Origin of the sequence: Achromobacter sp. 413638 (assembly GCF_043119405.1) — a bacterium.
Lineage (GTDB): Bacteria > Pseudomonadota > Gammaproteobacteria > Burkholderiales > Burkholderiaceae_B > Achromobacter.
Map to the genome: position 1 here is coordinate 88,645 of NZ_JBICCO010000010.1, position 22,675 is coordinate 111,319.

The following is a 22,675-nucleotide window of genomic DNA, read 5'->3' on the forward strand; positions in this document are numbered from 1 at the left end:
TCTCCGGGTTCAACGTGTCATCTCATGCGCCAGCGCATCGAGCAGGTGGCGCAGGGCCTGCGCCGCCAGCTGCATGTCGTTGGCGGTGGTGGATTCGAGCGGATTGTGGCTGATGCCGAAATTCTGGCCGCGCACGAACAGCATGGCTTGTGGCATGGCTTCGTGCAGCTTCATGGCGTCGTGGCCGGCGCCGCTGGGCATGCGATGCACGGGCAGGCCCAGCGCCTCGACCGCGCGTTCCCAGCGCGCCTGCCAGGCCGGCGCGCTGGGCGCGGCGGCGGCGCGCAGGGTCTCTTCCAGTTCGCAGCGCAGGCCCCGGCGCTGGCAGATGGCGGCCAGCTCGGCCAGCACGTCGGTCGCCAGCGCGTCGCGCTGGGCGTTGCCGGGCGCGCGCAGGTCCAGGCTGAAGCGGCATTCGCCGGGCACCACGTTGATCGAGCCGTTGGGCACGTCCAGCATGCCCATGGTGCCGACCGAATCGCCGTCGCGCGCCGCGCGCCGTTCCAGATACAGGGCCAGCTCGGCCGTGGCGGCGGCCGCGTCGCGCCGGCGGTCCATGGGGGTGGTGCCGGCATGGCTGGCCATGCCGACGATGCGGCCCCGGTAGCGCACGCTGCCGTTGATCGAGGTGACCACGCCCAGCGGCAGGCCCATCTCGAACAGCACCGGGCCTTGTTCGATGTGCACTTCGACGAAACCCAGGTAGCGCGCGGGATCGCGGCGCAGCGTGGGGATGTCGTCGATGCACAGGCCGGCGTGCTGCATGGCTTCGCGCATCGTGGTGCCCTGGGCGTCGCGCTGGTCCAGCCATTCCGGCTTGAAGTCGCCGACCAGCGCGCCCGAGCCCAGGAAGGTGGCGGCGTAGCGCTGGCCTTCCTCCTCGGCGAAGCCGATCACTTCCAGGTGATAGGGCAGGCGCCGGCCCTGGCGGTGCAGTTCCCGCACGCAGGCCATGGGCACGAAGATGCCCAGCCGGCCGTCGTACTTGCCGCCGTTGCGCACCGTGTCGTAATGGCTGCCGGTCATCAGCGTGGCGGCGTCGGCCCGCTCGGCGCGGTAGCGGCCGACCACGTTGCCCACGGCGTCGATCTCGACTTCGTCGAAGCCGCAGTCGCGCATCCAGTGGCTGATGCGCTGGGCGCAGGCGCGGTGCGCGTCCGTCAGGTAGGTGACGGTGAGCTGGCCCTGTTCGGCGTAGCCTGGATCGCTGTGGACGCTGAGCCGCTCATGCCAGTCCCAGATGTCGTTGCCCAGTGTCAGATCCAGGCCGAACTTGTCGGCCAGGCGGATCTCGACGATGCGGTGGATGTTGCGCAGCGCCTCGCGGAATTCGACATCGGGCGGATTGTCCAGCCGGCGTTCGAAGGTGGCGATGATCTGGCCGCGCGTCAGGCCGATGCCGCGCGGACCGCGCACGGCCAGGATGAAGGGAAAGCCGAAGCGGGCCAGATAGTCGGCGTTGAGCTGCCGCAGCCGCGCCAGTTCCTCGGGCGAGCAATGGGTCAGGCCGGCCTTGTCCTGCTCGTGGGTGGATTCGGCCGTCAGGCTGTTGTCCTGCATGGCGCGGCCGGCTAGCTCCGGGTGGGCGCGGATCAGCGCCAGGCCGGCCTCGGCGTCGGCCTCGTCCAGCACGCGCCGCAGCGCGTCCTGCAGCTGCGGCAGCGAGCGGAACGGCCGTGAGGCCAGGGCCTGCCGGGCGATCCAGGGCGAATGCTCGTACAGGCCGTCGAGCATGGCCACGGCCTCGTCGGTCGTGGCGGCATTGAGCTGTTCCAGGGTGTAGGCCATGTGGGTCGGAGTCGACATCAACGGGTGGAGGGGAAGGGATGGATGGCGCGCCAGTGTCGGGCGATGTCCAGCCGGCGGCAGATCCAGACGCGATCGCGCGCCGCGATGTAGTCCAGGAAGCGCTGCAGCGCCACGATGCGGCCCGGCCGGCCCAGCAGGCGGCAATGCATGCCGATGCTGAGCATCTTGGGGGTCTCGTCGCCTTCGGCGTAGAGCGCGTCGAAGCTGTCCTTCAGGTACTGGAAGAAGGGCTCGGCGTGGGAATAGCCCTGCGGCAGCGCGAAGCGCATGTCGTTGCAGTCCAGCGTGTAGGGCACGATCAGCTGCGGCACGACCTCGCCGTCGCTTCTGCGCACCTGCATCCAGAACGGCAGGTCGTCGCCGTAGTAGTCGCTGTCGTATTCGAAGCCGCCATAGTCGGCCACCAGGCGGCGTGTGCGGGGGCTGTCGCGGCCGGTATACCAGCCCAGCGGGCGCGCGCCGGTCAACTGTTCGATGGCCTGCATGCCCAGGAACATGTGTTCGCGCTCGGTGGCCTCGTCCACGTCCTGGTAATGCACCCAGCGCCAGCCGTGGCAGGCGATCTCGTGGCCCAGTTCGACGCAGGCCGTGGCCAGCTCGGGATGGCGCTGCAAGGCCATGCCCACGCCGAACACCGTCAGCGGCAGCCGCCGCTTCTCGAACTCGCGCAGGATGCGCCAGACGCCGGCGCGCGAGCCATATTCGTAGATGCTCTCCATGGAAAGGTGGCGGTCCGGGTAGCTGGCCGGATTGAACATCTCGGACAGGAACTGCTCGGAGCCGGGGTCGCCGTGCAGCACCGAGTTCTCGCCGCCTTCCTCGTAGTTCAGCACGAACTGCACGGCGATGCGCGCGCCGCCCGGCCAGCGCGCGTGCGGCGGATTGCGGCCGTAGCCGGCCAGGTCGCGGGGGTAGGGCAGCGTGGCGTCGTAGATGGGCATGAAGGCGAGGGAGGAAGGATGGAAGGGGAAGGGGCGGAACGGGAGCGGCAACAGGCCGCTCCCGCCGGCGGGCCTAGCGCGTGGGCGCGCCCGCCTTGAACCAGGCGTCGATCAGCGCGCGTTCGTCGTCGGTCATGCCGGTGGAATTGCTCATCGGCATCACGCGCGATACCACCACCTGTTGGTAGATGGCCTGCGCGTGGCTGGCGATTTCCTGGGGCGAGTCCAGGCGCACGTTCTTCATCTGCACCTGCGCGCCGTGGCACAGCAGGCAGCGCTGTTCCACCACCTTCTGCACCCGCCCGAAATCCGCGCCGGGGGCCGGGGCGGCGGCCGCCGGCGGCACCACCGAGGCGGCCAGCGTCGCGGCGGCCGAAGGGGCCGGTGCGGAACGGTCGGCGCGGATCTCGGGGCGCGGCTCGGGACGCATCCACATCAGCGTCAGGCCCAGCACGGCGACGCCCAGCAGCGCATAGCCCAGCGGATTGCGGGCGTTGCCCAGCTTGAAGCGGTGGCGCACCACGAAGAACTGGCGCACGGCCGCGCCGCCCAGCATGATCAGCAGCAGCACCAGCCAGTTCTGCGGATGGGTGTAGGTGACGCTGTAGTGGTTGCTCATCATGGCGAACACCACCGGCAGCGTGAAATAGGTGTTGTGCACGCTGCGCTGCTTGCCGCGCTGGCCGTGCACGGGGTCCACCGGCAGGCCGGCCTTCATCGCGGCGACGTTCTTGCGCTGGCCGGGAATGATCCAGAAGAACACGTTGGCGCTCATGGTGGTGGCCATCATGGCGCCCACCAGCAGGAAGGCGGCGCGGCCGGCGAACCAGTGACAGGCCAGCCACGAGGCCGCCGCGATGAACACCGCCACCAGCGCGCCGACGACGACGTCGCCGTGCCTGCCACGGCCGAACAGCCGGCAGATGCCGTCGTAGACCAGCCAGAAGACCACGAAGAAGGCCAGCGCGACGGCCACGGCGGTGCCGGGCTGCCAGTCCATCTTCGATCGGTCTATCAGGTAGGTGCTGGCGTTCCACAGGTAGGACACGGTGAACAGCGCGAAGCCGGTCAGCCAGGTGCTGTAGCTTTCCCAGAACGACCAGTGCAGATGCTCGGGCAGCCGCGTGGGCTGCACAGCGTATTTCTGCATGTTGTAGAAACCGCCGCCATGCACCGCCCATTGCTCGCCGCCGACCCCCTTGTCCAGCGACTCCTGGTCGCGGGGCTTTTCCAGGCTGTTGTCCAGCATGACGAAGTAGAACGAGGCGCCGATCCAGGCGATCGCGGCGATGATGTGGGCCCAGCGCAGCAGCAGATTGACCCAATCCAGGTAATAGCCTTCCATTTACGCTCCCGCAGTGGGCAGAGCCGGCCATGGGCTCTGCCGCACTGCTTACCACCGCGGGCGCTGTAAGCAGAAAACAGATCGCGCACAAGGTCCGCAGGACCCCGCACCGCTGCGATCAAGATACGAAAATTGTATGCAAAGAGTGGCGGCAAAACTACCCCCGCAGGCGTCCCGACGGCATCAGGAATACCCTGATCCGGGGCGCCTGCCACCCGGCGTCATGAGCCGCGATAGGTGGAGTAGCTCCAGGGGCTGACCAGCAGCGGCACGTGATAGTGCTGGTCCGTGTGCGCCACGCCGAAGTCCAGGCTGACCCGGTTCAGGAAGTTGGGTTCGGGCAGGGCCACGCCCCGCTGCCTGAAATAGCCGGCCACGTCGAAGACCAGCCGGTAGGTGCCTATCTTCAGGTCCTGCGCGGTGTATAGCGGCTGGTCGCTGCGGCCGTCGTGGTTGAGCGCGAAACGGCGGATCAGGGTGGCGTCGTCGCCCTGGGTGGCGTAGAGCGCCACCTCCATGCCCTGCGCGGGACACCCGTGCATGGTGTCGAGTACGTGCGTGGTCAAGCCCATCTTGTCTCCTTGGCTGGCCGCGGGATCGCGGCGCGAGCCATGTTTATATTTGATTTTTCAAACGGTGGCGATGCGCAGCAGGTTGGTGGTGCCGGCCTTGCCGAAAGGCATGCCGGCGATGATCGCCAGCGTCTGTCCGGCGCGGCAGAAGCGCTCCTGCGTCGCCACGGCGCAGGCCAGGCGGGTGGACTGCGCGATGTCGGCCACGTCGTCCACATGCACGGAATGCACGCCCCACACCAGCGTCAGCCGCCGCGCGGCCGCCAGGCTGGGCGTGAGGCTGAGCACCGGCGCCTCGGGCCGTTCGCGCGCCGCCCGCAGGCTGGTGGCGCCGGAGCTGGTGAAGCAGACGATCGCGGCCGCCTTGAGCAGCGCGGCGGCGTGGCGCATCGCGCAGCACACGGCCTGGGCCGTGTCCGACTGGCCCGGCACGGCGGGGGAATGCGAGGCGTCGATCAGCTGGCGGTACTGCGGATCGGCCTCGGTGCCCTCGATGATGCGGCTCATCATCGCGACCGCGGCCTGCGGGTGCTTGCCGGTGGCGGATTCGGCCGACAGCATGACGGCGTCCGCGCCGTCGTAGATGGCGGTGGCCACGTCGGAGGCCTCGGCGCGCGTGGGCACCGGGCTTTCGATCATGGATTCCAGCATCTGCGTGGCCACGATCACCGGCTTGCCGGCGCGGCGGCAGCCGCGCACGGCGCGCTTCTGGATCGCGGGCACCTGTTCGGCCGGCAGTTCCACGCCCAGGTCGCCGCGCGCCACCATCAGCGCGTCGGCCTGGGCGATGATCTCGTCCAGCCGCTCGACCGCCGAGGGCTTCTCCAGCTTGGCGATGATGCGGGCGCGGTCGCCGATCCGCTCGCGGGCCTCGATGATGTCCTCGGGCCGCTGCACGAAGGACAGCGCGATCCAGTCGGCGCCCAGCGCCAGCGCCGTGTCCAGGTCGCGCAGGTCCTTGGGCGTGAGCGCGGAGATCGGCAGCACCACGCCCGGCACGTTGACGCCCTTGCGGTCGGACAGCCGTCCGCCCACCAGCACCCGGGTATCCGCGCTGGCCGCGTCGCAGGCGTCGACGCGCAGGCGCAGGCGGCCGTCGTCCAGCAGCAGCTCGGCGCCGGGCGCCAGCGCGGCGAAGATCTCGGGGTGGGGCAGGCAGACGTGCTCGGCGTTGCCGGGGCGCGGGTCCAGGTCCAGGCGGAAGCGCTGGCCGGGCTGCAATTGCACCGGCCCCTGCGCGAAGGCGCCCACGCGCAGCTTGGGGCCTTGCAGGTCGGCCATCACGCCGATGGGGCGGCCGGTCTCGGCCTCGATCTCGCGCAGGATGGCCATGCGGACCGCGTGATCCTCGGCGCTGCCGTGGCTGAAGTTCAGCCGGAACACGTCCACGCCGGCATGGAACAGGCTGCGGAGGGTATCGCGGTCGCTGCTGGCCGGACCCAGCGTGGCGACGATCTTGGCGCGGCGGTTGCGGCGTAGGGACATGGCTCAGGTTCTCTGTGTGAAAGCGGGGGCGGGGGCTTGCGCGACGTCGGGCCAGGGGTCGCCGGGCTTGGCGTCGATGAGGATGGCGCGGAAATCGTTGACGTTGGTGCGCGTGGCGCCGGTCACGATCGAGGCGCCCAGCGCCTTGAAGAAACCGTGGCCGTCGTTGTCGGCCAGGGCCTGCGCGGGCTTGATGCCCAGCGCCCAGGCGCGCGCCAGCGTCTGCGGGCCGATGCGGGCGCCGGCGATGTCCTCGGCGCCGTCCACGCCGTCCGTGTCGGCCATCAGGGCGTGGATGCGCGGATGGCCGCGCAGCGCCAGCGTCAGCGACAGCAGGCATTCGACATTGCGCCCGCCGCTGCCCTGGCCGCGCACGGTCACGGTGGTTTCGCCGCCCGACAGCAGCACGCAGGGCGGGCGGAATGGCTGTTCGCGCTCGGCGGCCTGCAGCGCGATGCCGGCCAGCACCTTGCCGACGTCGCGCGCCTCGCCCTCCAGCGCGTCGCCGAGGATGTGGGCGTCGTAGCCGGCCTGGCGCGCCACGGCGGCGGCCGCCTCCAGCGCCATCTGCGGCGTGGCCGCCATGCGGATCTCGGCGCGCGCCAGGCGCGGATCGCCGGGTTTGACGGACTCGGCGCGGCCCGAGCGCAGCGCGTCCAGCGCGGCCTCGGGCAGGGCGATGCCGTAGCGCTGCGCGATGTCCAGCGCGTCGGCGCAGGTGGTGGGGTCGGCGCAGGTGGGGCCGGACGCGATGTCCAGCGGCCGGTCGCCCGGCACATCGGACATCAACAGGGTGATGACCCGCGCCGGATGGCAGGCCGCCGCCAGCCGGCCGCCCTTGATCGCGGACAGGTGGCGCCGCACGCAGTTCATTTCGCTGATGGTCGCGCCGCTGGCCAGCAGCGCCCGGTTGACGGCCTGCTTGTCCCGCAGCGTCAGGCCGTCCAGCGGCAGCGGCAGCAGGGCCGAGCCGCCGCCCGAGATCAGGCACAGCACGGTGTCTTCCGGGCGCAAGCCGCTCACCAGGTCCAGCATGCGGCGGGCGGCGCGCAGCCCGGCCTCGTCGGGCACCGGATGGGCGGCCTCGACGATCTCGATGCGCGCGCAGGGCGCCGCATAGCCGTGGCGCGTGACCACCAGGCCCGTTAGGGGCCCGTTCCAGCGGGATTCGACCGCCTGGGCCATCGCCGCCGAGGCCTTGCCGGCGCCGATGACGATGACGCGGCCGCCGCGCAGCGTGTCCGGCGCGGGCAGTTGCGCGGCCACGCAACGCTCCGGCTGGGCGGAGGCGACCATGGCGTCGAACATGCGGCGCAGCAGGGCGTCGGGACTGTGCATGGCTCAGGCCTGCTGGCCGATTTCGAAATTGGCCAGCTGCTCCAGCGCGCGCACCAGCGCCGAATGATCCCAGGTCTTGCCGCCGTGCGCGGCGCAGGCGTTGAACATTTCCTGGGCCGTGGCGGTGTTGGGCAGCGACACGCCCAGCGCGCGGGCGCTGGACAGCGCCAGGTTCAGGTCCTTCTGGTGCAGCTCGATGCGAAAGCCCGGGTCGAAGCTGCGCTTGATCATGCGCTCGCCGTGCACTTCCAGGATCTTGCTGGACGCGAAACCGCCCATCAGCGCCTGGCGCACGCGCGCCGGGTCGGCGCCGGCGCGCGCCGCGAACAGCAGCGCCTCGGCCACCGCCTGGATGTTCAGGGCCACGATGATCTGGTTGGCCACCTTGGCGGTCTGGCCGTCGCCGTTGCCGCCCACCAAGGTGATGTTCTTGCCCATCAGCTCGAACAGCGGTTTCACGCGCGCGAAGACCGCCTCGTCGCCGCCGGCCATGATGGACAGCGTGGCGTTGCGGGCGCCGACCTCGCCGCCGGAGACCGGCGCGTCCAGGTAGTCGCAGCCCAGCGCGCGGATCTTCTCGGCAAAGCGCTTGGTGGCGATCGGCGAGATCGAGCTCATGTCGACCACGGTCTTGCCCTCGGTCAGGCCGGCGGCGATGCCGTGCTGCGCGAACAGCGCGGACTCCACGTCGGGCGTGTCCGGCACCATGATGAAGACGATGTCCGAGCGCTCGGCCACGTCGCGCCCGTTCAGGCAGGGCACGGCGGTGGTCTCGGCGATCTCGCCGGGCAACTTGCCCAGCGTGTGCACGTAGAGCGGGTGGCCGGCGCGGGCCAGGTGCCCGGCCATGGGCGCGCCCATGATGCCCAGGCCGACGAAACCGATCTTGAGCGGCGATGCAGTCATTGCTTGTCTCCTGCGGAAGGGAAAACGCGTGTTGTTGTGAAGGTGGAGCCGGACGGGCGTCACCGCGCCAGCGCTTGCCGCCAGCCCAGGCCGGCGGCCGTGGTGGTGGCGGGCTTGTATTCGCAGCCGACCCAGCCGGCGTAGCCGAGCCGGTCCAGCAGGGCGAGCAGATAGGGATAGTTGATCTCGCCGGTGCCGGGTTCGTTGCGGCCCGGGTTGTCGGCCAGCTGCACGTGGCGGATCAGCGGGAAGTACTGGCGCAGCGTGGCCGCCAGCTCGCCCTCCATGCGCTGCGCGTGATAGATGTCGTACTGCAGGAAGGCGTTGTCCGCGCCGGTCTCGGCCAGGATGGCGGCGGCCTGGGCCGTGCGGTTCAGGTAGAAGCCGGGAATGTCCAGCGTGTTGATCGGCTCGATCAGCAGGTTCAGGCCCGCCTGCTTCAGGGCGCTGGCGGCATGGCGCAGGTTGTCGATGAAGGTGGCGCGCAGGCGCGCATCCTCGACGCCGGCGGGCGCCTTGCCGGCCAGGCAGTTCAGCTGCTTCACGCCCAGCGCCTGGGCGTACTCGATGGCGCGGTCGACGCCGGCGCGGAATTCCTCGACCCGGTCCGGGTGGCAGGCGATGCCGCGCTCGCCGGCGTCCCAGTCGCCGGCCGGCAGGTTGTGCAGGACCAGCTCAAGACCGTAGTCGTCGAGGCGGCGGCGGATCTCCGAGGCGGGCCAGGCGTAGGGAAACAGGAACTCGACGGCCTCGAAGCCGTCCTCGGCGGCGAGGGCGTAGCGGTCCAGGAAGGGGACTTCGGTGTACAGCATGGTCAGGTTCGCGGCATAGCGGGGCATGGAACTCTCACTGAAGCAAGATGGCGGGAAACGGAATGCGGCCGTCCTTGGGGGCCGGCCGCGACCGGACGGCGCTAGGCCAGCAGGCCGGCCTCGGCCAGGCCCTTGGCGCCTTCCGGATGGCGGCAATCGATGTCCTCGAACTCGACGATGTTGTCGATCTCGGTGCCCATGGCGATATTGGTGACTCGTTCCAGGATCACTTCCACCACCACCGGCACGCGGTGCTTGCGCGCCAGCGCCTGCGCCTCCAGCAGCGAGGCCCGCAGCTTGCCCGGGTCGGTGACGCGGATCGCCTTGCAGCCCAGGCCCTGGATCACCTGCACGTGGTCCACGCCGTAGCCCTGCAGCGCGGGGTCCGATACGTTCTGGTTCTCGAAGGCCAGCTGCACGCAGTAGTCCATGTCGAAGCCGCGCTGCGCCTGGCGGATCAGGCCCAGGTAGCTGTTGTTCACCAGCACCTGCACGTAGGGCAGGTTGAACTGCGCGCCCACCGCCAGCTCTTCGATCATGAACTGGAAGTCATAGTCGCCGGACAGGCCCACCACCATCCGCGACGGATCGGCCGCGACCACGCCCAGCGCGGCCGGCACGGTCCAGCCCAGCGGACCGGCCTGGCCGCAGTTGATCCAGCGGCGCGGGCCGTAGACGTGCAGGAACTGCGCGCCGGCGATCTGCGACAGGCCGATGGTGGACACATAGATCGTGTCGCGGCCGAACGCCGCGTTCATTTCCTCGTAGACGCGCTGCGGCTTGATCGGCACGTTGTCGAAATCCGTCCGGCGCAGCATCAGCCGCTTGCGCTCGGCGCAGCGCGCCGCCCAGTCCGTGTAGTCGCGCAGCCGGCCGGCGGCCTTGCGCTCGCGCGCCACTTCGATGAACAGCGCCAGCGCCGCCCCGGCGTCCGACACGATGCCCAGGTCCGGGTTGAAGACGCGCCCGATCTGCGTGGGTTCGATGTCCACGTGCACGAACTTCCTGCCGCGCACATAGGTCTCGACGGAGCCGGTGTGGCGGTTGGCCCAGCGGTTGCCCAGGCCCAGCACGAAATCGCTGGCCAGCAGCGTGGCGTTGCCGTAGCGGTGGCTGGTCTGCAGGCCGCACATGCCGGCCATCAGCGGATGGTCGTCGGGTATCGCGCCCCAGCCCATCAGCGTGGGGATGACCGGCACGCCGGTCAGCTCGGCCAGCTCCACCAGCAGCGCGGACGCGTCGGCGTTGATGACGCCGCCGCCGGCCACGATCAGGGGGCGGTCGGACGCGGCCAGCATGTCCAGCGCCTTCTCGACCTGCTTGCGCGTGGCGCGGGGCTGGTACACCGGCAAGGGTTCGTAGGTGTCGATATCGAAATCGATCTCGGCCATCTGCACGTCGAAGGGCAGGTCCACCAGCACCGGGCCGGGGCGGCCCGAGCGCATCAGGTGAAAGGCCTGCTGCAGTACGCGCGGCACCAGCGCCGGCTCGCGCACGGTGACCGTCCACTTGGTCACCGGCTTGGCGATGGACTCGATGTCCACCGCCTGGAAGTCCTCCTTGTACAGGCGGGCGCGCGGCGCCTGGCCGGTGATGCACAGGATGGGGATGCTGTCGGCGCTGGCCGAGTACAGCCCCGTGATCATGTCGGTGCCGGCCGGCCCCGAGGTGCCGATGCACACGCCGATATTGCCGGCCTGGGCGCGGGTATAGCCCTCGGCCATGTGCGAGGCGCCCTCGACGTGGCGCGCCAGCACGTGGGCGATGCTCTGCCGCTCGCGCAAGGCCGCGTAGAACGGGTTGATGGCGGCGCCCGGCACGCCGAACGCCTGCGTGACGTTTTCCTTCTCGAGAACCAGCACGGCGGCCATTGCCGCCCTCATCTTGGCCATGCGCATCTCCTGCGGTGCCGACTAGGGGTGGGACAGATGGTCCCAAGTCGGGCCCGGCGACGGAAGACGGGTATGGCGAATGACGCATATTCCATGGTGGAATACCGGATCGAAGGCGACTCGGACTCTAATCGCGACATGGATCGGATCAAAGCGCTACGCCTGTTCACCAGGGTGGTGGACCTGGGCTCCTTCAGCCGCGCCGCGCTCGAGCTGGGCATCGGCCAGCCCGCGGCGACCAAGCAGGTCGCCCGCATGGAGCAGGAACTCGGAGCGCGCCTGCTGCATCGGTCCACGCATGGCGTGTCGCCCACCGATGTCGGCATCCGCTACTACGAGAAATGCAAGCTCATCGTGCACCACGACGAGGAAGCCCGCTCCGTGGCCGCGCTGACGCAGTCGCAGGTGCAGGGGACGCTGCGCATCAGCACCTCGGTCGCCTTCGGTCGCCGCGTGCTGGCGCCGATGGTGCTGGACTTCATGCGCGACCATGCGCTGCTGACGGTGGACCTGAGCTTCGACGACCGCTACGTCAACCTGGTCGAGCAGGGCGTGGACGTGGCGGTGCGCATGGGCCGGCTGGCCGATTCCTCGCTGGGCGCGACCTACCTGGGCAACAGTCCCTGGGTCGTGGTCGCGTCGGCCGCCTACCTGGAACGGCGCGGCGCGCCCGTCCGGCCCGAAGCGCTGGCCGATCACGCGGCGCTGGTCTACAGCACCGCGCAGGGCGACGCCATCTGGCATTTCGCCGGCAGCGGCGCGCAGACCCTGGCCATTCCGGTGAAGGAACGGCTGCGCTCGAACAACCTGTCCGTGTTGCTGGATGCCGCCCGCGACGGCTTCGGCATCGCCGTGCTGCCGCGCTATGTGGCCGACGAAGACCTGCGCCTGGGCGCCATCTTGCCGCTGCTGGAGGACTGGCGTCTGCCGGGGCAGGAGATCCACGCGGTGTATCCGTCGCCGCGCATGGTGCCGGCCAAGGTGCAGGAGCTGGTCGCGTGGCTGAAGGGCAGGTTCAGGGACGAGTGGTGGCGCGCGGACATGCGCGGCGCCATGAGCCATGAGCAATCTCGGTAGGTTCGATGTCGCGCTCATGTTGTACTTCATGATGCCGGGCCGAGACCGGCTATCCGGCCGCGCTGCTCAGCCGCCCGTCCCGAACGTCACCACATCCTCCGACCGTCGTCCCAGCGCGGACAGCAGGCCGTCCAGCGCCGCGCGTTCGGCCACGTCCGCCTTGGGGGCATAGGTCGCGCGCCCCTGGAACTTCGCGCCGCGCGGGCTCAGGCTGCCCTGGCCGCTGACGTCCAGCAAGCCGCTTTCCGTGCTCAAGGCCAGCGCGCCGCCGGACTTGCCATCGCCCTGCAGGCGCAACACGTAGCTGCCCACCGGATTGACCGGCGCCAGCGCGGTGGCGGCGTCGCGCCAGCGCAGTTCGGCCAATGGCCCAGCGGGCAGGCGGCCGCCCAGCGGCAGCGTCTGCCACTTGAGTTCCAGCGTGCCTTGCGGCGCCAGCGTGTTCCAGGGCGAGCCCAGCGCCGACAGCGCGGCGGCCGGCGCGCGCAGTGATTGCGCCGACAGCGTGGCGCCGGTCCAGCCGGGGCTCAGCCGCAGCGGGCCTTGCAGCCAGGGATGGCGCAGTTCCATTTCCAGCGTGCGCCAATGCCATTGCCATTGCAGGGCCTGCGGCAGCACGCGGCGCGCGCCGGGCGGGCCCAGCGCGATCCAGGCGCTGCCGTTCCAGACGGTGCCGCTGGCGTCGGCCACGCTGACGATGCCGCCTTGCGGCGCGGCCAGCAGCAGCCAGCGGGCGGGCAGAGCGGACAGCGCCGCCAGCAGCGCGGCGACGGAACAGGCCAGGGCCAGGAGGAGGCCGCGCCGGGACGGGCGGGGCAAGGCCATCAGGACGCCTGTCCGGCGGCGGGCGCGAGCGTGACGCGGCCGTTGACCAGGCCCGGCAGCGGACGGCCATGGGGATTGGCGGCGCGCTCCAGTTCCGCGCCAGCCACCGTCAGGCCCCAGTCGCGGCTGGCGCCGTCGAGCCAGTTCATCAGCACCGACGACGGCGCCTGACGCACGATCAGGACCAGCGCGGGGGATTTGCCTTCGGCCGGCTCCAGCTTCCATTGCTCGGCCGACAGGCCCGCGCGGGCCAGGCTGGCGGCCAGCTCCTCGGCGGCGGGCATGGCGCTGGAGGCGGCGGGGGCGCGGCGGCGCAGCAGGTCGGCCTGGGCGGTCAGGTCGGCCACCTGCGCGGCCTGGGCGCGCAGCTTCGGCAGGTCGTCGCGGTATTGATTCAGCGTCTTCAACGGCGGCTCGATCAGCAGCGTCCAGACCAGCGCGGCGCCCAGCACGGCGCCGGCGCACTGGACCAGCCGGCGTTCGCGCGGCGCCAGCGCCTGCCAGCCTTGGCGGGCGCGGTGGACGGCGGGGGCGTAGCGTTGCTGGCTGGCGCGCCAGGACGCGTGGAGTTTGTCGATCAGGTTCATGGTTGGGCGGGCGTGATGCGCCAGGTGGCGTCCTTGTCGCCGCGTTCGAGTTTCAGGCCCAGCGCGGCGGCTTGTTGCACCAGCGCGGGCGTTTCGGCCACGCGCTGCGCCTGCTCGCCGGCATCGGCCAGGGTCAGCGTGAGGGCGTGGTCGGCGTAGGACAGGCGCGCGACGCGGTCGGCGGCGAACGGCATGGCCTGGGCCGTGGCGCGCGCCAGCGGCAGGAAGTCGCCGGCCGACGACGAACCCTGTCTGGCGAGCAGCGCGTCCAGCTCCTGGCGCGCCTGGCGCGCGGCATCCAGCACCACGGGCAGCCTGGGGTAGGCCTTCTGCACTTGTTCGCGCATCTGTGTCTGCAATGAGCGGGCTTCGCCGCGCAACTGCGCGGCATACAGGTTCAGGCCGCCCAGCCAGATCGCGCAGGCGATCACGGTCCAGCGCCACACCGGACGCCAGCGCGAGACGCGGGTCGGCGCCCATTGCGGCGTGGCCAGCGACCAGGATGGCGCGGCCGCCTGCCAGCGCGGATCGCCGGGTTCGCGCAGCGGCGCGTCGGTCACGGGTTCCAGCGTCTGCGGCGCGATCAGCGCGCGCACGCGCAGCCCATGTTCGCCCAGCAGCGCCCAGGCGCGCCGCAGCGGTTCGCGCGGCGTCCAGGCCAGCGCCACGCTGCCATCGGCCGCGCGCGGGCCGTGGCCGATGGCCAGGTCGTCCATGTCGCCCAGGATCATGGGTTCCAGCACGCTGCGCACGGCGGCGGCCTGGCGCGCCTTGGGCAGGGCGGGGATCTGCAGCGAGGACGCGATCACGTCCTCGGGATGCAGCACCGCCTCGCAGGCCGGCTGCGCATAGGCCTGGCCGAGCGCGCGCAGCGCCAGCTCGCCCTGCCGCGCGTAACGGCCGCGCCGGTCGAACCAGGCATAGGGCAGCGGTGTGTCCGCGTCCAGCGTCGCCAAGGGGGGAAGGGCGATGCGTAGGGTGTTCTTCAATTGTCTTCTCTCATCCAGACGGTCGCGGGCGCGGCGCCGGGCGTGGCGCGCAGCAGCGCCTGCGCTGTGAGGCGGGCGCGTTCGTAGACCACCACGCCGCGCGCCATGAACCAGCCGCTGGCGGTGACGACGGCGGGTGGCGTGCCCTTGAAGCCGGCGCCCGCCAGGCGGTTGGCGAAGTCGCCGCTGTTGTTGAAGGCGTTGCCCCGGTCGCGCTCGCCGGCGATGGCGCGGGCCTGGCTGATCGACAGGCCGGGCGCCAGCGCGGCGATGACTTCGGGCGGGGCGGTGTTGACGTTGACCTGCGTGTTCGCGGGCAGCAGCGTCATGGTGCGTTGCAGTTCGTCGCGCACGGCGGGGTCCAGGCCGAGCGCGGCGCCCAGTTCCTGCACGCCGCGCGGCAGCGGCGCGCGGGCGGGCGGCTGCGCGGCGGCGGCGGGGGCTTCGGCGGGCTGCGCCAGCGGCTGGCCCATGGCCACGACGTCGATGATGCGCGGCGCCAGCGTGTCCGGCAGGCGCAGCAGGCCCAGCAGTCGCAGCAGCACCTGTTCCTCGGCCGGCTGCGGCACGCCGGCGCGCGCCAGGTTGTACAGGTTGTACTTGCCCTGTTCGTCCTCCAGCCCGCCGGAGAACACGGCCACGCGCTCGTCGCCGGGACGCTCGATGCGCGTGTCCAGGATGGGGGTGGCCCAGATCTGGTCCTTGCGCGTGACCGCCTCGCGCTTGCCGTGGTCGCGCACCACCAGCCGCGCCCAGTCGATGCCGCCGGCCAGCAGCATGCGGGCCTGCAGGCGCGACTGCTCGTTCTCCAGCCGGCGCACGCTGGCGGTCTGGCGCTGGAACAGACTGGTGGTCAGCGCCGCCACGATGGCGACGATGATGAGCGCGCTGATCACGGCGGCGCCGCGCTGATCGCGCCGGGGCGGGGCGGGGATGGGGCGGATCATGGCAGCTCCATCACGCGCGAATAGCGTTGCGGGGCCTGCGCGTCGCCGCGCTGCACGGTGACTTCGAGGCCGGTCGCGGCGGTGGCCGACGCGGCGCGGGCGGCCTCGGCCCAGCCGGTGCCGGGAATCCAGACGCGCAGCGTCATGCTGCTGGCGCCGGGCAGCAGCAGCGCGCCGTCGCCGACCGGCGGCAGCGGGCCGCGCGCGGACGCGGCGCCGCTGGCGCGCCACAGGCCGTCGGGACGCACGCGCCAGTGCACGCGCTGCCACAGGCCGGGGCTGTCCGGATGCGGGCGCAGGATCTCCAGCACGACGCCGCCGCTGGGCGGGCGCAGCAGGCGCACGCCGGCTGACAGCGCGACCGCGTCGCCGCCAACCGGATCGAACACCGGGCCGTCGTAGGACAGCTCCACGTCGCGGCCCAGCTGGCCCAGGCTGCGCACGATGGCGTCGGTATCCTCGGCCTGCGATTCGATCCAGTCGCGCGCGCTGGAGACGCTGGCCAGGCCACGCCATGAGATCAGGCTGACCAGCGCCATCAGCGCCAGCGCGACCAGCACTTCGATCAGCGTGAAGCCGCGCTGGGCGCGGCGGGCGGGGGGCGCTCTCATCGCAGGCTCGACAGCAGCCCGTCCAGCTGCGCCAGCGCGCCGCCGCGCGGCGCATCCGCGTCGCGCACGCGCACGGAGACCTGGCGGAAGCTGCGGTTCATGGAATTGGTGAAGACCAGCTCGCACTCCAGCCGCAGTCCGCCTTGCGGACAGGGTTGGGTGCGCGAGCCGGCCGCGGGCAGGGTCTGTTCCAGCCGCAGCAGCACCAGCGCGTTCTGCGCGGCGATCAGGGCCAGCGCCTTGTCCTGCAGGGCGCGGTTGTTGGCCGCCATCAGGCCGGTGGCGCGCAGCGCGGCGGCCAGCGCGACCGCGATGATGGCCAGCGCCACCAGCACCTCGATCAGGGTCAGGCCGCGCTGGCGGCGCAGGCGCGTGCGGCCCGTCTGACGCGCGCGGCGCATGTCAGCGTGCGGCATCGTCAGCGGACTTCATAGCGGCCGGCGGCGTCGCGCAGCAGCGTCACGCTGGCTTCGCCCGCGCGCAGATGCAGGACGAGCGGATCGGCGACCCACTCGGTGTTGAAGACCAGCGGCCGGGACGGATCGAGCCGGAGATCCACGGACCCGGCGCTCCAGCGCGCCGGGCGCAGGATCGGATCGCGTTCCAGTCTGTCGGCGGGCGCGGCGGCATGCGTGGACGCGGCCGGCTCGTCGGCGCGGCCGGGCCGCTCGAAGGACCAGCCCTGAGCGTCGGCCAGCCAGCGGATGGGGCGGCCGTCGCTGCGGGCCTCGCCCTGGGCCACCGCGAAGGCGTCGGCCAGGCGCTGGGCATCGGCGCGCAGCCGGTTGTCGCCCCGGCCCACGGACAGGCTGACCAGGCTGGCGGCGATGGCGACGATCACCAGCGCGACCAGCACCTCGACGAGCGTGAAGCCGCGCTCAGAGTTCCCAGGAGCCGATGTCGGCATCGCCGCCTTCTCCGCCCGGCTTGTTGTCGGCGCCGAACGAGAACACGTCGATGTCGCCCTTCACGCCGGGGCTCAGGTATTGATAGGGATGGCCCCAGGGATCGTTGGGCAGCTTGTCCAGATAGCCGCGCCAGTTGGCCGCGCCCTCGGGTTTCTCGACCAGCGCGCGCAGGCCCTGGGTCGTGGTCGGATAGCGGCCGTTGTCGAGCCGGTAGAGCTTGAGCGCCTGCATGATGCCGGCGATGTCCTGGCGCGCGGCGACCTGCCGGGCCTGGTCGGGCCGGTCCAGCACGCGGGGCACGATCAGGGCCGCCAGGATGCCCATGATGACGATGACCACCATGATCTCGATCAGGGTGAACCCCCGCTGGCGGGCTAGCCCGCGCGCTGACTGACGCACTTTACAACTCCGGTCTGAATTCGAAGACGGGAATTGTGGACATGAAATATGACAGCAATATGTGGTCAGCGCGCCGGCGTGATCGCGGCGGGCGCCGGCGGCATGAGGGGCGCGGGCAGGCGGCTGCTGCGCCCGCCTTGCTCGACGATCACGGCGCCGGCCTCGATGCCGCGCAGCGCGATGCCGGGCGCGATCTCGTCGCCCAGCCGCCAGGCCGACGGCGGGCCGCCGTCCACGCTGAGCACGGCCGCGCCGTCATTGCCGGCGATCACGCCCAGCACGCTGATCTGCGTGCGCAGCGCCTCGTCCTTGCCGAACCACAGCGCCACCGGGCCATTGTCAGGCGCGCGTGGCGCGGCGGGGGCCAGCGCGGGCGGCATGGCGGCGGGACGCGGCGCGAACAGCGTCGCGCCCCACAGGCCGATGCCGCCGGCGGCGGCCAGCATGGCGAGCACGCGCAGCAGGGAAGGAGCGGAGGGCAGGGCGGGGCGCAAGGACAGCATGGCGGGTGCGGCGCGGCAAGGCGCGAGCGTGTGGCGATGCGCGCGACTATAGCGGGTCTTGATGACAGGCCCGCGTCCTGGCCGTGAACGACAGCGGCGCGCTTGGGATCTTCGAGGCTTGAAGCAAAAAATCCTGATCCGTCGATCAGCGAATCTTCCTTACCCTTAACTGACCTTTCACCTTGGGGCCGCACCATGTCGGCCATCACATCAGTGTGCTGTCACAAGGGAAAGAACCATGCAATTGAAGAACTGGAAGCGATGGAGCGTCGCGTTAGCGATGCTGGGATCGCTTGCCGCCTGCGGCGGAGACAATGGCGATGACGAGGCCGCGCCCGTCGCGCCGCCGCCGACCAAGCCCGATCCGGTCGCGGCCACCAAGGTGCTGTTCGTCGGCGTCGATGGCGCGACCTATGACGCCTGGCATCGCGGCGTGGCCGACAAGTCGCTGCCGGGCCTGGCCCAGCTGACGCTGTCGCGCGCCTGGACCGGCGGCGTGAACGGCGCGCCGACGCAGCAGCCCACGCTGCCGGCGCCGGGTTGGGCCACGCTGCTGACTGGCCAATGGGCCGACCAGCATGGCGTGCGCGCCGACACGGCGGGCCAGGTCATCAAGAGCGCGACGCTGTTCGCGCGCCTGAAGCAGGCCAAGCCGGCGCTGCGCAGCGCGGCGGCGTTCAATTCGACGGACGTGGCGGGCCTGTTCGCCGCCGACGGCAAGGCCGGCAACCTGCTGAGCCTGAGCGACTGCGCCGGCGCCGACGACTGTGTCGTCTCGCAGGCGCGCGACCGCATCAATGAAGGCTATGACGTGGTCGTGGCTCAGTTCGGCGGGCCGGCGCGCGTGGCGGCCGAGTCCGGCTTCGGCGCAGGCTACGACGCCGAGTTGCGCAAGACCGACGCGGCCGTGGCGGCGCTGCTCAAGCAGATCGCCGAGCGCCGCGCGCAGAACCCGAAGGAAAACTGGCTGCTGGTCGCCACCAGCGCCTATGGCCTGGGCGGCTCGGGCCGGCCGGGCGCCGTCGACAGCACGCCGGTGTCGCAGAACAAGACCGTGCCGCTGGCGATGAACATCGCCATGCTGGGCGGCCGCGCCGACGATGCCTCCTATGACGGTCGCTGGGACTCGGGCTGGTACGACCTGCCGAGCGCGGCGGATGTCGCGCCCACGGTGCTGGGCTACCTGGGCGCCTTGCCCGCCGCCGACAAGAACGACCTGGCGGGTTCGACCCTGTCGGGCGCCGCTTCGGTGCGTCGCACATCGGTGCGCACGTCCATGGACAACAAGCGCGTGGCGCTGAGCTGGGTGCGCCTGGGCGATGCCTCTGGCGAAATCACGATCACCCGCGACGGCGCCAAGATCGCGACGCTGCCCGCGACGGCGACGCAGTACGAGGACAGCGGCTTCACCTTCACCGAGGAAGGCACGCATGTGCTCAATTACGGCATCACCCTGGGCGGCGTGACCAGCGCGCTGCGCGCCACGGTGGTGTACGTCAAGCCGCCGCAGCTGCTGGCCTCGCTGCGCACCGGCCTGACCATGTACTTCCCGTTCGAGGGCGATCTCGCCGACAAGGCGGTTGGCGGCGGCTCCATCGTGCCGTTCGACGGCGTGCAGGCGCCGGTCTTCAAGAGCCCGGGCGTGTTCGGCAAGACCTTCCAGAACGAGCGCAGCGGCGATCCCGTGGGCGCGTTCAAGTGGCAATACCCGGCCGGGCTGCTGACCTCCACGCAGGTCTTCACCATCGGTTTCTGGTACCAGTCCGATGGCACCGCCAACGACCGCTCGATCCTGGGCAACAAGGACTACAACTCCGGCGGCAACCCCGGCATCACCATCGCCCAGTGGTCCGGTCCGGAGCTGCGCTTCAACCTGGCCGGCGGCGGCTCACGCGTGGACGTCCAGAGTCCCGGCATGAAGTTCACGCCGAACAAGCCCGTCTATATCGCCATGGTGATCGATAAGCCGGCCAAGACCATGACCGCCTATGTGTATGACAGCGAGCTGGGCTTTTCCAAGCGCTCGGTCGCCACGGGCGCGGTCAACTTCGCGCAGATCGCCGGCAGCTACGGTCCCTTCCTGGGGCTGAACGAGGACGGCACCGGCAAGTACGGCGTGTGCTGCGCCGGCACCAAGGGCCCCTACACCATGTATTTCGACGACCTGGCCTTCTGGTCGCGCGCGCTGACCGAGGATGAGGTCAAGTCGCTGGCGCTGTCCGGCAAGTCGATGTTCGAACTGTTCCCCTGATGTTCCAAGGATAAAGAAAGCATGAACCTCCCTCTGATCCTGCGCTACGCCCTGCGCCTGGGCGCGGCGCTGACGCTGAGCGTGTCGCTGGCCGCCTGCGGCAGCGACAAGGACGACGACAAGGCCGATCCGGGCAACCCGCCCGTGACGCCGCAGCCGCCGGCCAAGCCCGAACTGCGTTGCGCGCCCTGAGCCGCGCCCAGCCCAATACCGCGAAAGGAAAGAAATCCGTGAAGTCCGATAAAGACCTGGTCCATGCCGGCAAGCGCCGCTTCCTGCGCAACGCCGCCGCCTCGACCGCGGGCCTGACCGCCATGTCGATGTTCCCGCCGGCCATCCGGCGCGCGCTGGCGATTCCGGCGAACAACCGCACCGGCACCATCAACGACGTCGAGCACGTGGTCATCCTGATGCAGGAGAACCGCTCATTCGACATGTACTTCGGCACCTACAAGGGCGTGCGCGGCTTCGGCGACCGCATCACCATCCCGCTGCCGCAGAACCGCAGCGTCTGGGAACAGCACAATGGCACCCGCGTGGTCATGCCGTACCACCTGGACAGCAAGCAGGGCAATGCCCAGCGCGTATCCGGCACGCCGCACGACTACATGGACGCGCAGCAGGCCTGGGACGGCGGCCGCATGTACCAATGGCCGCGCTACAAGCAGAACCAGTCGATGGGCTACTACGAGCAGCAGGAGGTGGAGTTCCAGTACGCGCTGGCCGAAGCCTTCACGCTGTGCGATGCCTATCACTGTTCCACGCATGGCGGCACCAATACCAACCGCCTGTTCCACTGGACCGGCACCAATGACCCGCTGGCGATGAGCAACGGCCCGTCGACCCGCAACCAGTGGGACAGCATGGGCGCGTCCAGCACCGGCTGGAGCTGGAAGACCTATCCCGAGCGCCTGCAGGAAAACGGCGTGACCTGGAAGGTCTACCAGAACCTGCCGGACAACTTCACCGACAACCCGCTGGCCGGCTTCAAGCAGTTCCGCCGCGCCAACGAACTGGCGGGCAACAATCCCAACGCCCCGTGGTCGCCGTCGGTGGACGCGGCCAATCCGCTGTACAAGGGCGTGGCCAACACCATGCCGGACGGCGGCTTCCTGAAGGCGCTGCGCGACGATGCGCTCAACGGCACGCTGCCGCAGGTGTCCTGGATCGTGGCGCCGGCCAACTACTCCGAGCACCCCGGCCCGTCGAGCCCGGTGCAGGGCGCCTGGTACATCCAGGAGACGCTGGACGCGCTGACCGCGAATCCGGACGTCTGGAGCAAGACGGTGCTGTTGATCAACTTCGACGAGAACGACGGCTATTTCGACCATGTGCCGCCGCCCGCCGCGCCCTCGCTCGATACCGCCGACGGCACGCTGCCCGCCGGCGCCGTCAGCGGCGCGCTGGCCGGCGCGTCGACGGTCAATACCGATCTGGATCGTCACACCCGGCCCTCGCAGCAGGACCCGGCCGATCACCGCGTCTATGGCCCGGGCCCACGCGTGCCGATGTATGTGGTCTCGCCCTGGAGCCGCGGCGGCTGGGTCAACTCGCAGTCCTTCGACCACACCTCGGTGCTGCGCTTCCTGGAGGCGCGCTTCAAGATCAAGGAAGAGAACATCAGCCCGTGGCGCCGCGCGGTGCTGGGCGACCTGACCTCGGCCTTCAACTTCGTCACGCCCAACAATGAAACGCTGCCGGACCTGAAGCTGCTGACGCGCGCCGGCGCCGATCAGTTGCGCACGGACCAGCAGGCCCTGCCGCAGGTCACGGTGCCCGATCCCAGCGTGCAGGCCAAGCCGCAGCAGCGCACCGGCGTGCGCTACTCGCGCGCCTTGCCCTACGAGCAGCACGTCAGCTGCCGCGCGCAAGCGGGTGCTTCCGCCGTGGGCCTGGTGTTCGCCAACACGGCGGACTTTCCCAAGATGTCGGTGCCGGCCTCGGTGTTCCATGTCTATGACAAGCTGCATCTGGACCGCATCCCGCGCCGCTATACGGTGGAACCCGGCAAGCAGCTCGAGGGCCGCTGGGATGCCGCCGCCGACGGCGGCAAGTACGATCTGTGGGTGATGGGCCACAACGGTTTCCTGCGGCATTTCGCCGGCGACCTGGCCCTGGCGCGCACGGCGCAGCTGGATGCCGAAATCCGCGTCTGCTACGACATCGCCAACGGCGATGTCTACGCCAAGTTCATGAACAATGGCGTCGCGCCGTGCACCTTCGTGGTCACGCCCAACGCCTACTACGTGAACCACGAGCGCTGGACGCTGACCGTGCCGGCGGGCGGGCAGGTGGAACAGGCCTGGCCGCTGGCCAACAGCAACGCCTGGTACGACTTCAGCGTCACGCTGAACGAAGATCCGGCCTATCTGCGCCGCTTCGCCGGCCGGGTGGAAACCGGCAGGCACGGCTCGTCCGATCCCGCGATGGGCTCCTGAGTCCCGGGGGGGGGGGGGGGGGGGGGGGGGGGGGGGGGGG

22 protein-coding genes are annotated in these 22,675 nt (G+C 70.6%); 4 read left to right on the plus strand and 18 right to left on the minus strand.

The features are described from left to right. Positions 1 to 9 precede the first annotated feature (9 nt). The 9 genes from uraD to gcl form a co-directional block, all read right to left on the minus strand. Positions 10 to 1,788: a 2-oxo-4-hydroxy-4-carboxy-5-ureidoimidazoline decarboxylase gene (gene uraD / locus ACEU5R_RS06585; RefSeq protein ID WP_392409579.1), complete on the minus strand. Its 1,779-nt coding sequence runs from the start codon at positions 1,786 to 1,788 to the stop codon at positions 10 to 12. Positions 1,789 to 1,805: 17 nt separating this feature from the next. Continuing rightward, positions 1,806 to 2,750, minus strand: coding sequence for an allantoinase PuuE (gene puuE, locus ACEU5R_RS06590; protein WP_392409580.1), 945 nt, complete (start codon positions 2,748 to 2,750; stop codon positions 1,806 to 1,808). A gap of 73 nt (positions 2,751 to 2,823) precedes the next feature. Further along, a complete protein-coding gene (locus ACEU5R_RS06595; RefSeq protein WP_392409560.1) occupies positions 2,824 to 4,095 on the minus strand; it encodes a urate hydroxylase PuuD in 1,272 nt (423 codons plus the stop codon). A gap of 221 nt (positions 4,096 to 4,316) precedes the next feature. Continuing rightward, positions 4,317 to 4,667, minus strand: coding sequence for a hydroxyisourate hydrolase (gene uraH / locus ACEU5R_RS06600; protein ID WP_212322525.1), 351 nt, complete (start codon positions 4,665 to 4,667; stop codon positions 4,317 to 4,319). A 57-nt stretch (positions 4,668 to 4,724) separates the two neighbouring features. Further along, positions 4,725 to 6,152 (minus strand): pyruvate kinase, encoded by a 1,428-nt coding sequence (gene pyk, locus ACEU5R_RS06605; protein ID WP_392409561.1) that lies wholly within the window; start codon positions 6,150 to 6,152, stop codon positions 4,725 to 4,727. Positions 6,153 to 6,155: 3 nt separating this feature from the next. Then, entirely contained in the window at positions 6,156 to 7,490 is a 1,335-nt protein-coding gene (locus tag ACEU5R_RS06610; RefSeq protein ID WP_392409562.1) for a glycerate kinase, read from the minus strand. A 3-nt stretch (positions 7,491 to 7,493) separates the two neighbouring features. Further along, entirely contained in the window at positions 7,494 to 8,396 is a 903-nt protein-coding gene (glxR, locus tag ACEU5R_RS06615) for a 2-hydroxy-3-oxopropionate reductase (protein ID WP_392409563.1), read from the minus strand. 59 nt (positions 8,397 to 8,455) lie between these two features. Continuing rightward, positions 8,456 to 9,235, minus strand: a complete 780-nt coding sequence (gene hyi, locus ACEU5R_RS06620) for a hydroxypyruvate isomerase (protein ID WP_103273956.1) — start codon at positions 9,233 to 9,235, stop codon at positions 8,456 to 8,458. 74 nt (positions 9,236 to 9,309) lie between these two features. Next, positions 9,310 to 11,100: a glyoxylate carboligase gene (gcl, locus tag ACEU5R_RS06625; protein WP_392409564.1), complete on the minus strand. Its 1,791-nt coding sequence runs from the start codon at positions 11,098 to 11,100 to the stop codon at positions 9,310 to 9,312. A gap of 138 nt (positions 11,101 to 11,238) precedes the next feature. Here gcl and ACEU5R_RS06630 point away from each other — a divergent pair, with 138 nt between their 5' ends. Beyond that, positions 11,239 to 12,177, plus strand: coding sequence for a LysR family transcriptional regulator (locus tag ACEU5R_RS06630; RefSeq protein ID WP_392409581.1), 939 nt, complete (start codon positions 11,239 to 11,241; stop codon positions 12,175 to 12,177). A gap of 66 nt (positions 12,178 to 12,243) precedes the next feature. On the opposite strand, the gene ACEU5R_RS06635 is transcribed toward ACEU5R_RS06630, so the two are convergent. From ACEU5R_RS06635 to ACEU5R_RS06675, 9 genes are all read right to left on the minus strand, one after another. Beyond that, positions 12,244 to 13,002 (minus strand): type II secretion system protein N, encoded by a 759-nt coding sequence (locus ACEU5R_RS06635; RefSeq protein WP_392409566.1) that lies wholly within the window; start codon positions 13,000 to 13,002, stop codon positions 12,244 to 12,246. Continuing rightward, positions 13,002 to 13,589, minus strand: a complete 588-nt coding sequence (gspM, locus tag ACEU5R_RS06640) for a type II secretion system protein GspM (protein ID WP_392409567.1) — start codon at positions 13,587 to 13,589, stop codon at positions 13,002 to 13,004. The genes ACEU5R_RS06635 and gspM overlap by 1 nt, the downstream gene beginning before the upstream one ends. Next, entirely contained in the window at positions 13,586 to 14,578 is a 993-nt protein-coding gene (gspL, locus tag ACEU5R_RS06645) for a type II secretion system protein GspL (RefSeq protein WP_392409568.1), read from the minus strand. The genes gspM and gspL overlap by 4 nt, the downstream gene beginning before the upstream one ends. Beyond that, positions 14,575 to 15,525: a type II secretion system minor pseudopilin GspK gene (gene gspK / locus ACEU5R_RS06650; protein ID WP_392409569.1), complete on the minus strand. Its 951-nt coding sequence runs from the start codon at positions 15,523 to 15,525 to the stop codon at positions 14,575 to 14,577. Before gspK ends, gspL begins: the two co-directional genes overlap by 4 nt. Beyond that, positions 15,522 to 16,136 carry a type II secretion system protein J gene (locus tag ACEU5R_RS06655; protein WP_392409570.1) on the minus strand — a complete coding sequence of 205 codons (615 nt, stop codon included), beginning with the start codon at positions 16,134 to 16,136 and terminating at the stop codon, positions 15,522 to 15,524. The genes gspK and ACEU5R_RS06655 overlap by 4 nt, the downstream gene beginning before the upstream one ends. Then, on the minus strand, positions 16,133 to 16,537 hold the full coding sequence (gspI, locus tag ACEU5R_RS06660) for a type II secretion system minor pseudopilin GspI (RefSeq protein ID WP_392409571.1): 405 nt from the start codon (positions 16,535 to 16,537) through the stop codon (positions 16,133 to 16,135). The genes ACEU5R_RS06655 and gspI overlap by 4 nt, the downstream gene beginning before the upstream one ends. A 17-nt stretch (positions 16,538 to 16,554) precedes the next feature. After that, positions 16,555 to 17,043: a GspH/FimT family pseudopilin gene (locus tag ACEU5R_RS06665; protein ID WP_392409572.1), complete on the minus strand. Its 489-nt coding sequence runs from the start codon at positions 17,041 to 17,043 to the stop codon at positions 16,555 to 16,557. Further along, positions 17,015 to 17,443: a type II secretion system major pseudopilin GspG gene (gspG, locus tag ACEU5R_RS06670; protein WP_103273967.1), complete on the minus strand. Its 429-nt coding sequence runs from the start codon at positions 17,441 to 17,443 to the stop codon at positions 17,015 to 17,017. Before gspG ends, ACEU5R_RS06665 begins: the two co-directional genes overlap by 29 nt. A 65-nt stretch (positions 17,444 to 17,508) precedes the next feature. Next, positions 17,509 to 17,946, minus strand: coding sequence for a general secretion pathway protein GspC (locus ACEU5R_RS06675; protein WP_103273968.1), 438 nt, complete (start codon positions 17,944 to 17,946; stop codon positions 17,509 to 17,511). Between the two features lie 238 nt (positions 17,947 to 18,184). On the opposite strand from ACEU5R_RS06675, the gene ACEU5R_RS06680 reads away from it, so the two are divergent. The 3 genes from ACEU5R_RS06680 to ACEU5R_RS06690 are packed head-to-tail and all read left to right on the plus strand — an operon-like array spanning position 18,185 to position 22,635. Next, positions 18,185 to 20,197, plus strand: a complete 2,013-nt coding sequence (locus ACEU5R_RS06680) for a LamG-like jellyroll fold domain-containing protein (protein ID WP_392409573.1) — start codon at positions 18,185 to 18,187, stop codon at positions 20,195 to 20,197. Positions 20,198 to 20,218: 21 nt separating this feature from the next. Beyond that, positions 20,219 to 20,389 (plus strand): hypothetical protein, encoded by a 171-nt coding sequence (locus tag ACEU5R_RS06685; protein ID WP_212319004.1) that lies wholly within the window; start codon positions 20,219 to 20,221, stop codon positions 20,387 to 20,389. 38 nt (positions 20,390 to 20,427) lie between these two features. Next, complete coding sequence (locus ACEU5R_RS06690) at positions 20,428 to 22,635, plus strand: phosphocholine-specific phospholipase C (RefSeq protein WP_392409574.1); 2,208 nt, start codon at positions 20,428 to 20,430, stop codon at positions 22,633 to 22,635. Positions 22,636 to 22,675 lie beyond the last annotated feature (40 nt).

Bases quoted from the DNA above. Each gene is read 5' to 3' on its own strand.
- ACEU5R_RS06630 (WP_392409581.1), top strand. From the start codon at position 11,239: ATGGATCGGATCAAAGCGCTACGCCTGTTCACCAGGGTGGTGGACCTG.
- hyi (WP_103273956.1), bottom strand. From the start codon at position 9,235: ATGCCCCGCTATGCCGCGAACCTGACCATGCTGTACACCGAAGTCCCC.
- ACEU5R_RS06635 (WP_392409566.1), bottom strand. From the start codon at position 13,002: ATGGCCTTGCCCCGCCCGTCCCGGCGCGGCCTCCTCCTGGCCCTGGCC.
- gspI (WP_392409571.1), bottom strand. From the start codon at position 16,537: ATGCGCCGCGCGCGTCAGACGGGCCGCACGCGCCTGCGCCGCCAGCGC.
- gspM (WP_392409567.1), bottom strand. From the start codon at position 13,589: ATGAACCTGATCGACAAACTCCACGCGTCCTGGCGCGCCAGCCAGCAA.
- ACEU5R_RS06675 (WP_103273968.1), bottom strand. From the start codon at position 17,946: ATGCTGTCCTTGCGCCCCGCCCTGCCCTCCGCTCCTTCCCTGCTGCGC.
- glxR (WP_392409563.1), bottom strand. From the start codon at position 8,396: ATGACTGCATCGCCGCTCAAGATCGGTTTCGTCGGCCTGGGCATCATG.
- uraD (WP_392409579.1), bottom strand. From the start codon at position 1,788: ATGGCCTACACCCTGGAACAGCTCAATGCCGCCACGACCGACGAGGCC.
- puuE (WP_392409580.1), bottom strand. From the start codon at position 2,750: ATGCCCATCTACGACGCCACGCTGCCCTACCCCCGCGACCTGGCCGGC.
- ACEU5R_RS06610 (WP_392409562.1), bottom strand. From the start codon at position 7,490: ATGCACAGTCCCGACGCCCTGCTGCGCCGCATGTTCGACGCCATGGTC.
- ACEU5R_RS06680 (WP_392409573.1), top strand. From the start codon at position 18,185: ATGCAATTGAAGAACTGGAAGCGATGGAGCGTCGCGTTAGCGATGCTG.
- gspK (WP_392409569.1), bottom strand. From the start codon at position 15,525: ATGATCCGCCCCATCCCCGCCCCGCCCCGGCGCGATCAGCGCGGCGCC.
- ACEU5R_RS06595 (WP_392409560.1), bottom strand. From the start codon at position 4,095: ATGGAAGGCTATTACCTGGATTGGGTCAATCTGCTGCTGCGCTGGGCC.
- ACEU5R_RS06655 (WP_392409570.1), bottom strand. From the start codon at position 16,136: ATGAGAGCGCCCCCCGCCCGCCGCGCCCAGCGCGGCTTCACGCTGATC.
- ACEU5R_RS06685 (WP_212319004.1), top strand. From the start codon at position 20,219: ATGAACCTCCCTCTGATCCTGCGCTACGCCCTGCGCCTGGGCGCGGCG.
- uraH (WP_212322525.1), bottom strand. From the start codon at position 4,667: ATGGGCTTGACCACGCACGTACTCGACACCATGCACGGGTGTCCCGCG.
- gcl (WP_392409564.1), bottom strand. From the start codon at position 11,100: ATGGCCAAGATGAGGGCGGCAATGGCCGCCGTGCTGGTTCTCGAGAAG.
- ACEU5R_RS06665 (WP_392409572.1), bottom strand. From the start codon at position 17,043: ATGCCGACATCGGCTCCTGGGAACTCTGAGCGCGGCTTCACGCTCGTC.
- pyk (WP_392409561.1), bottom strand. From the start codon at position 6,152: ATGTCCCTACGCCGCAACCGCCGCGCCAAGATCGTCGCCACGCTGGGT.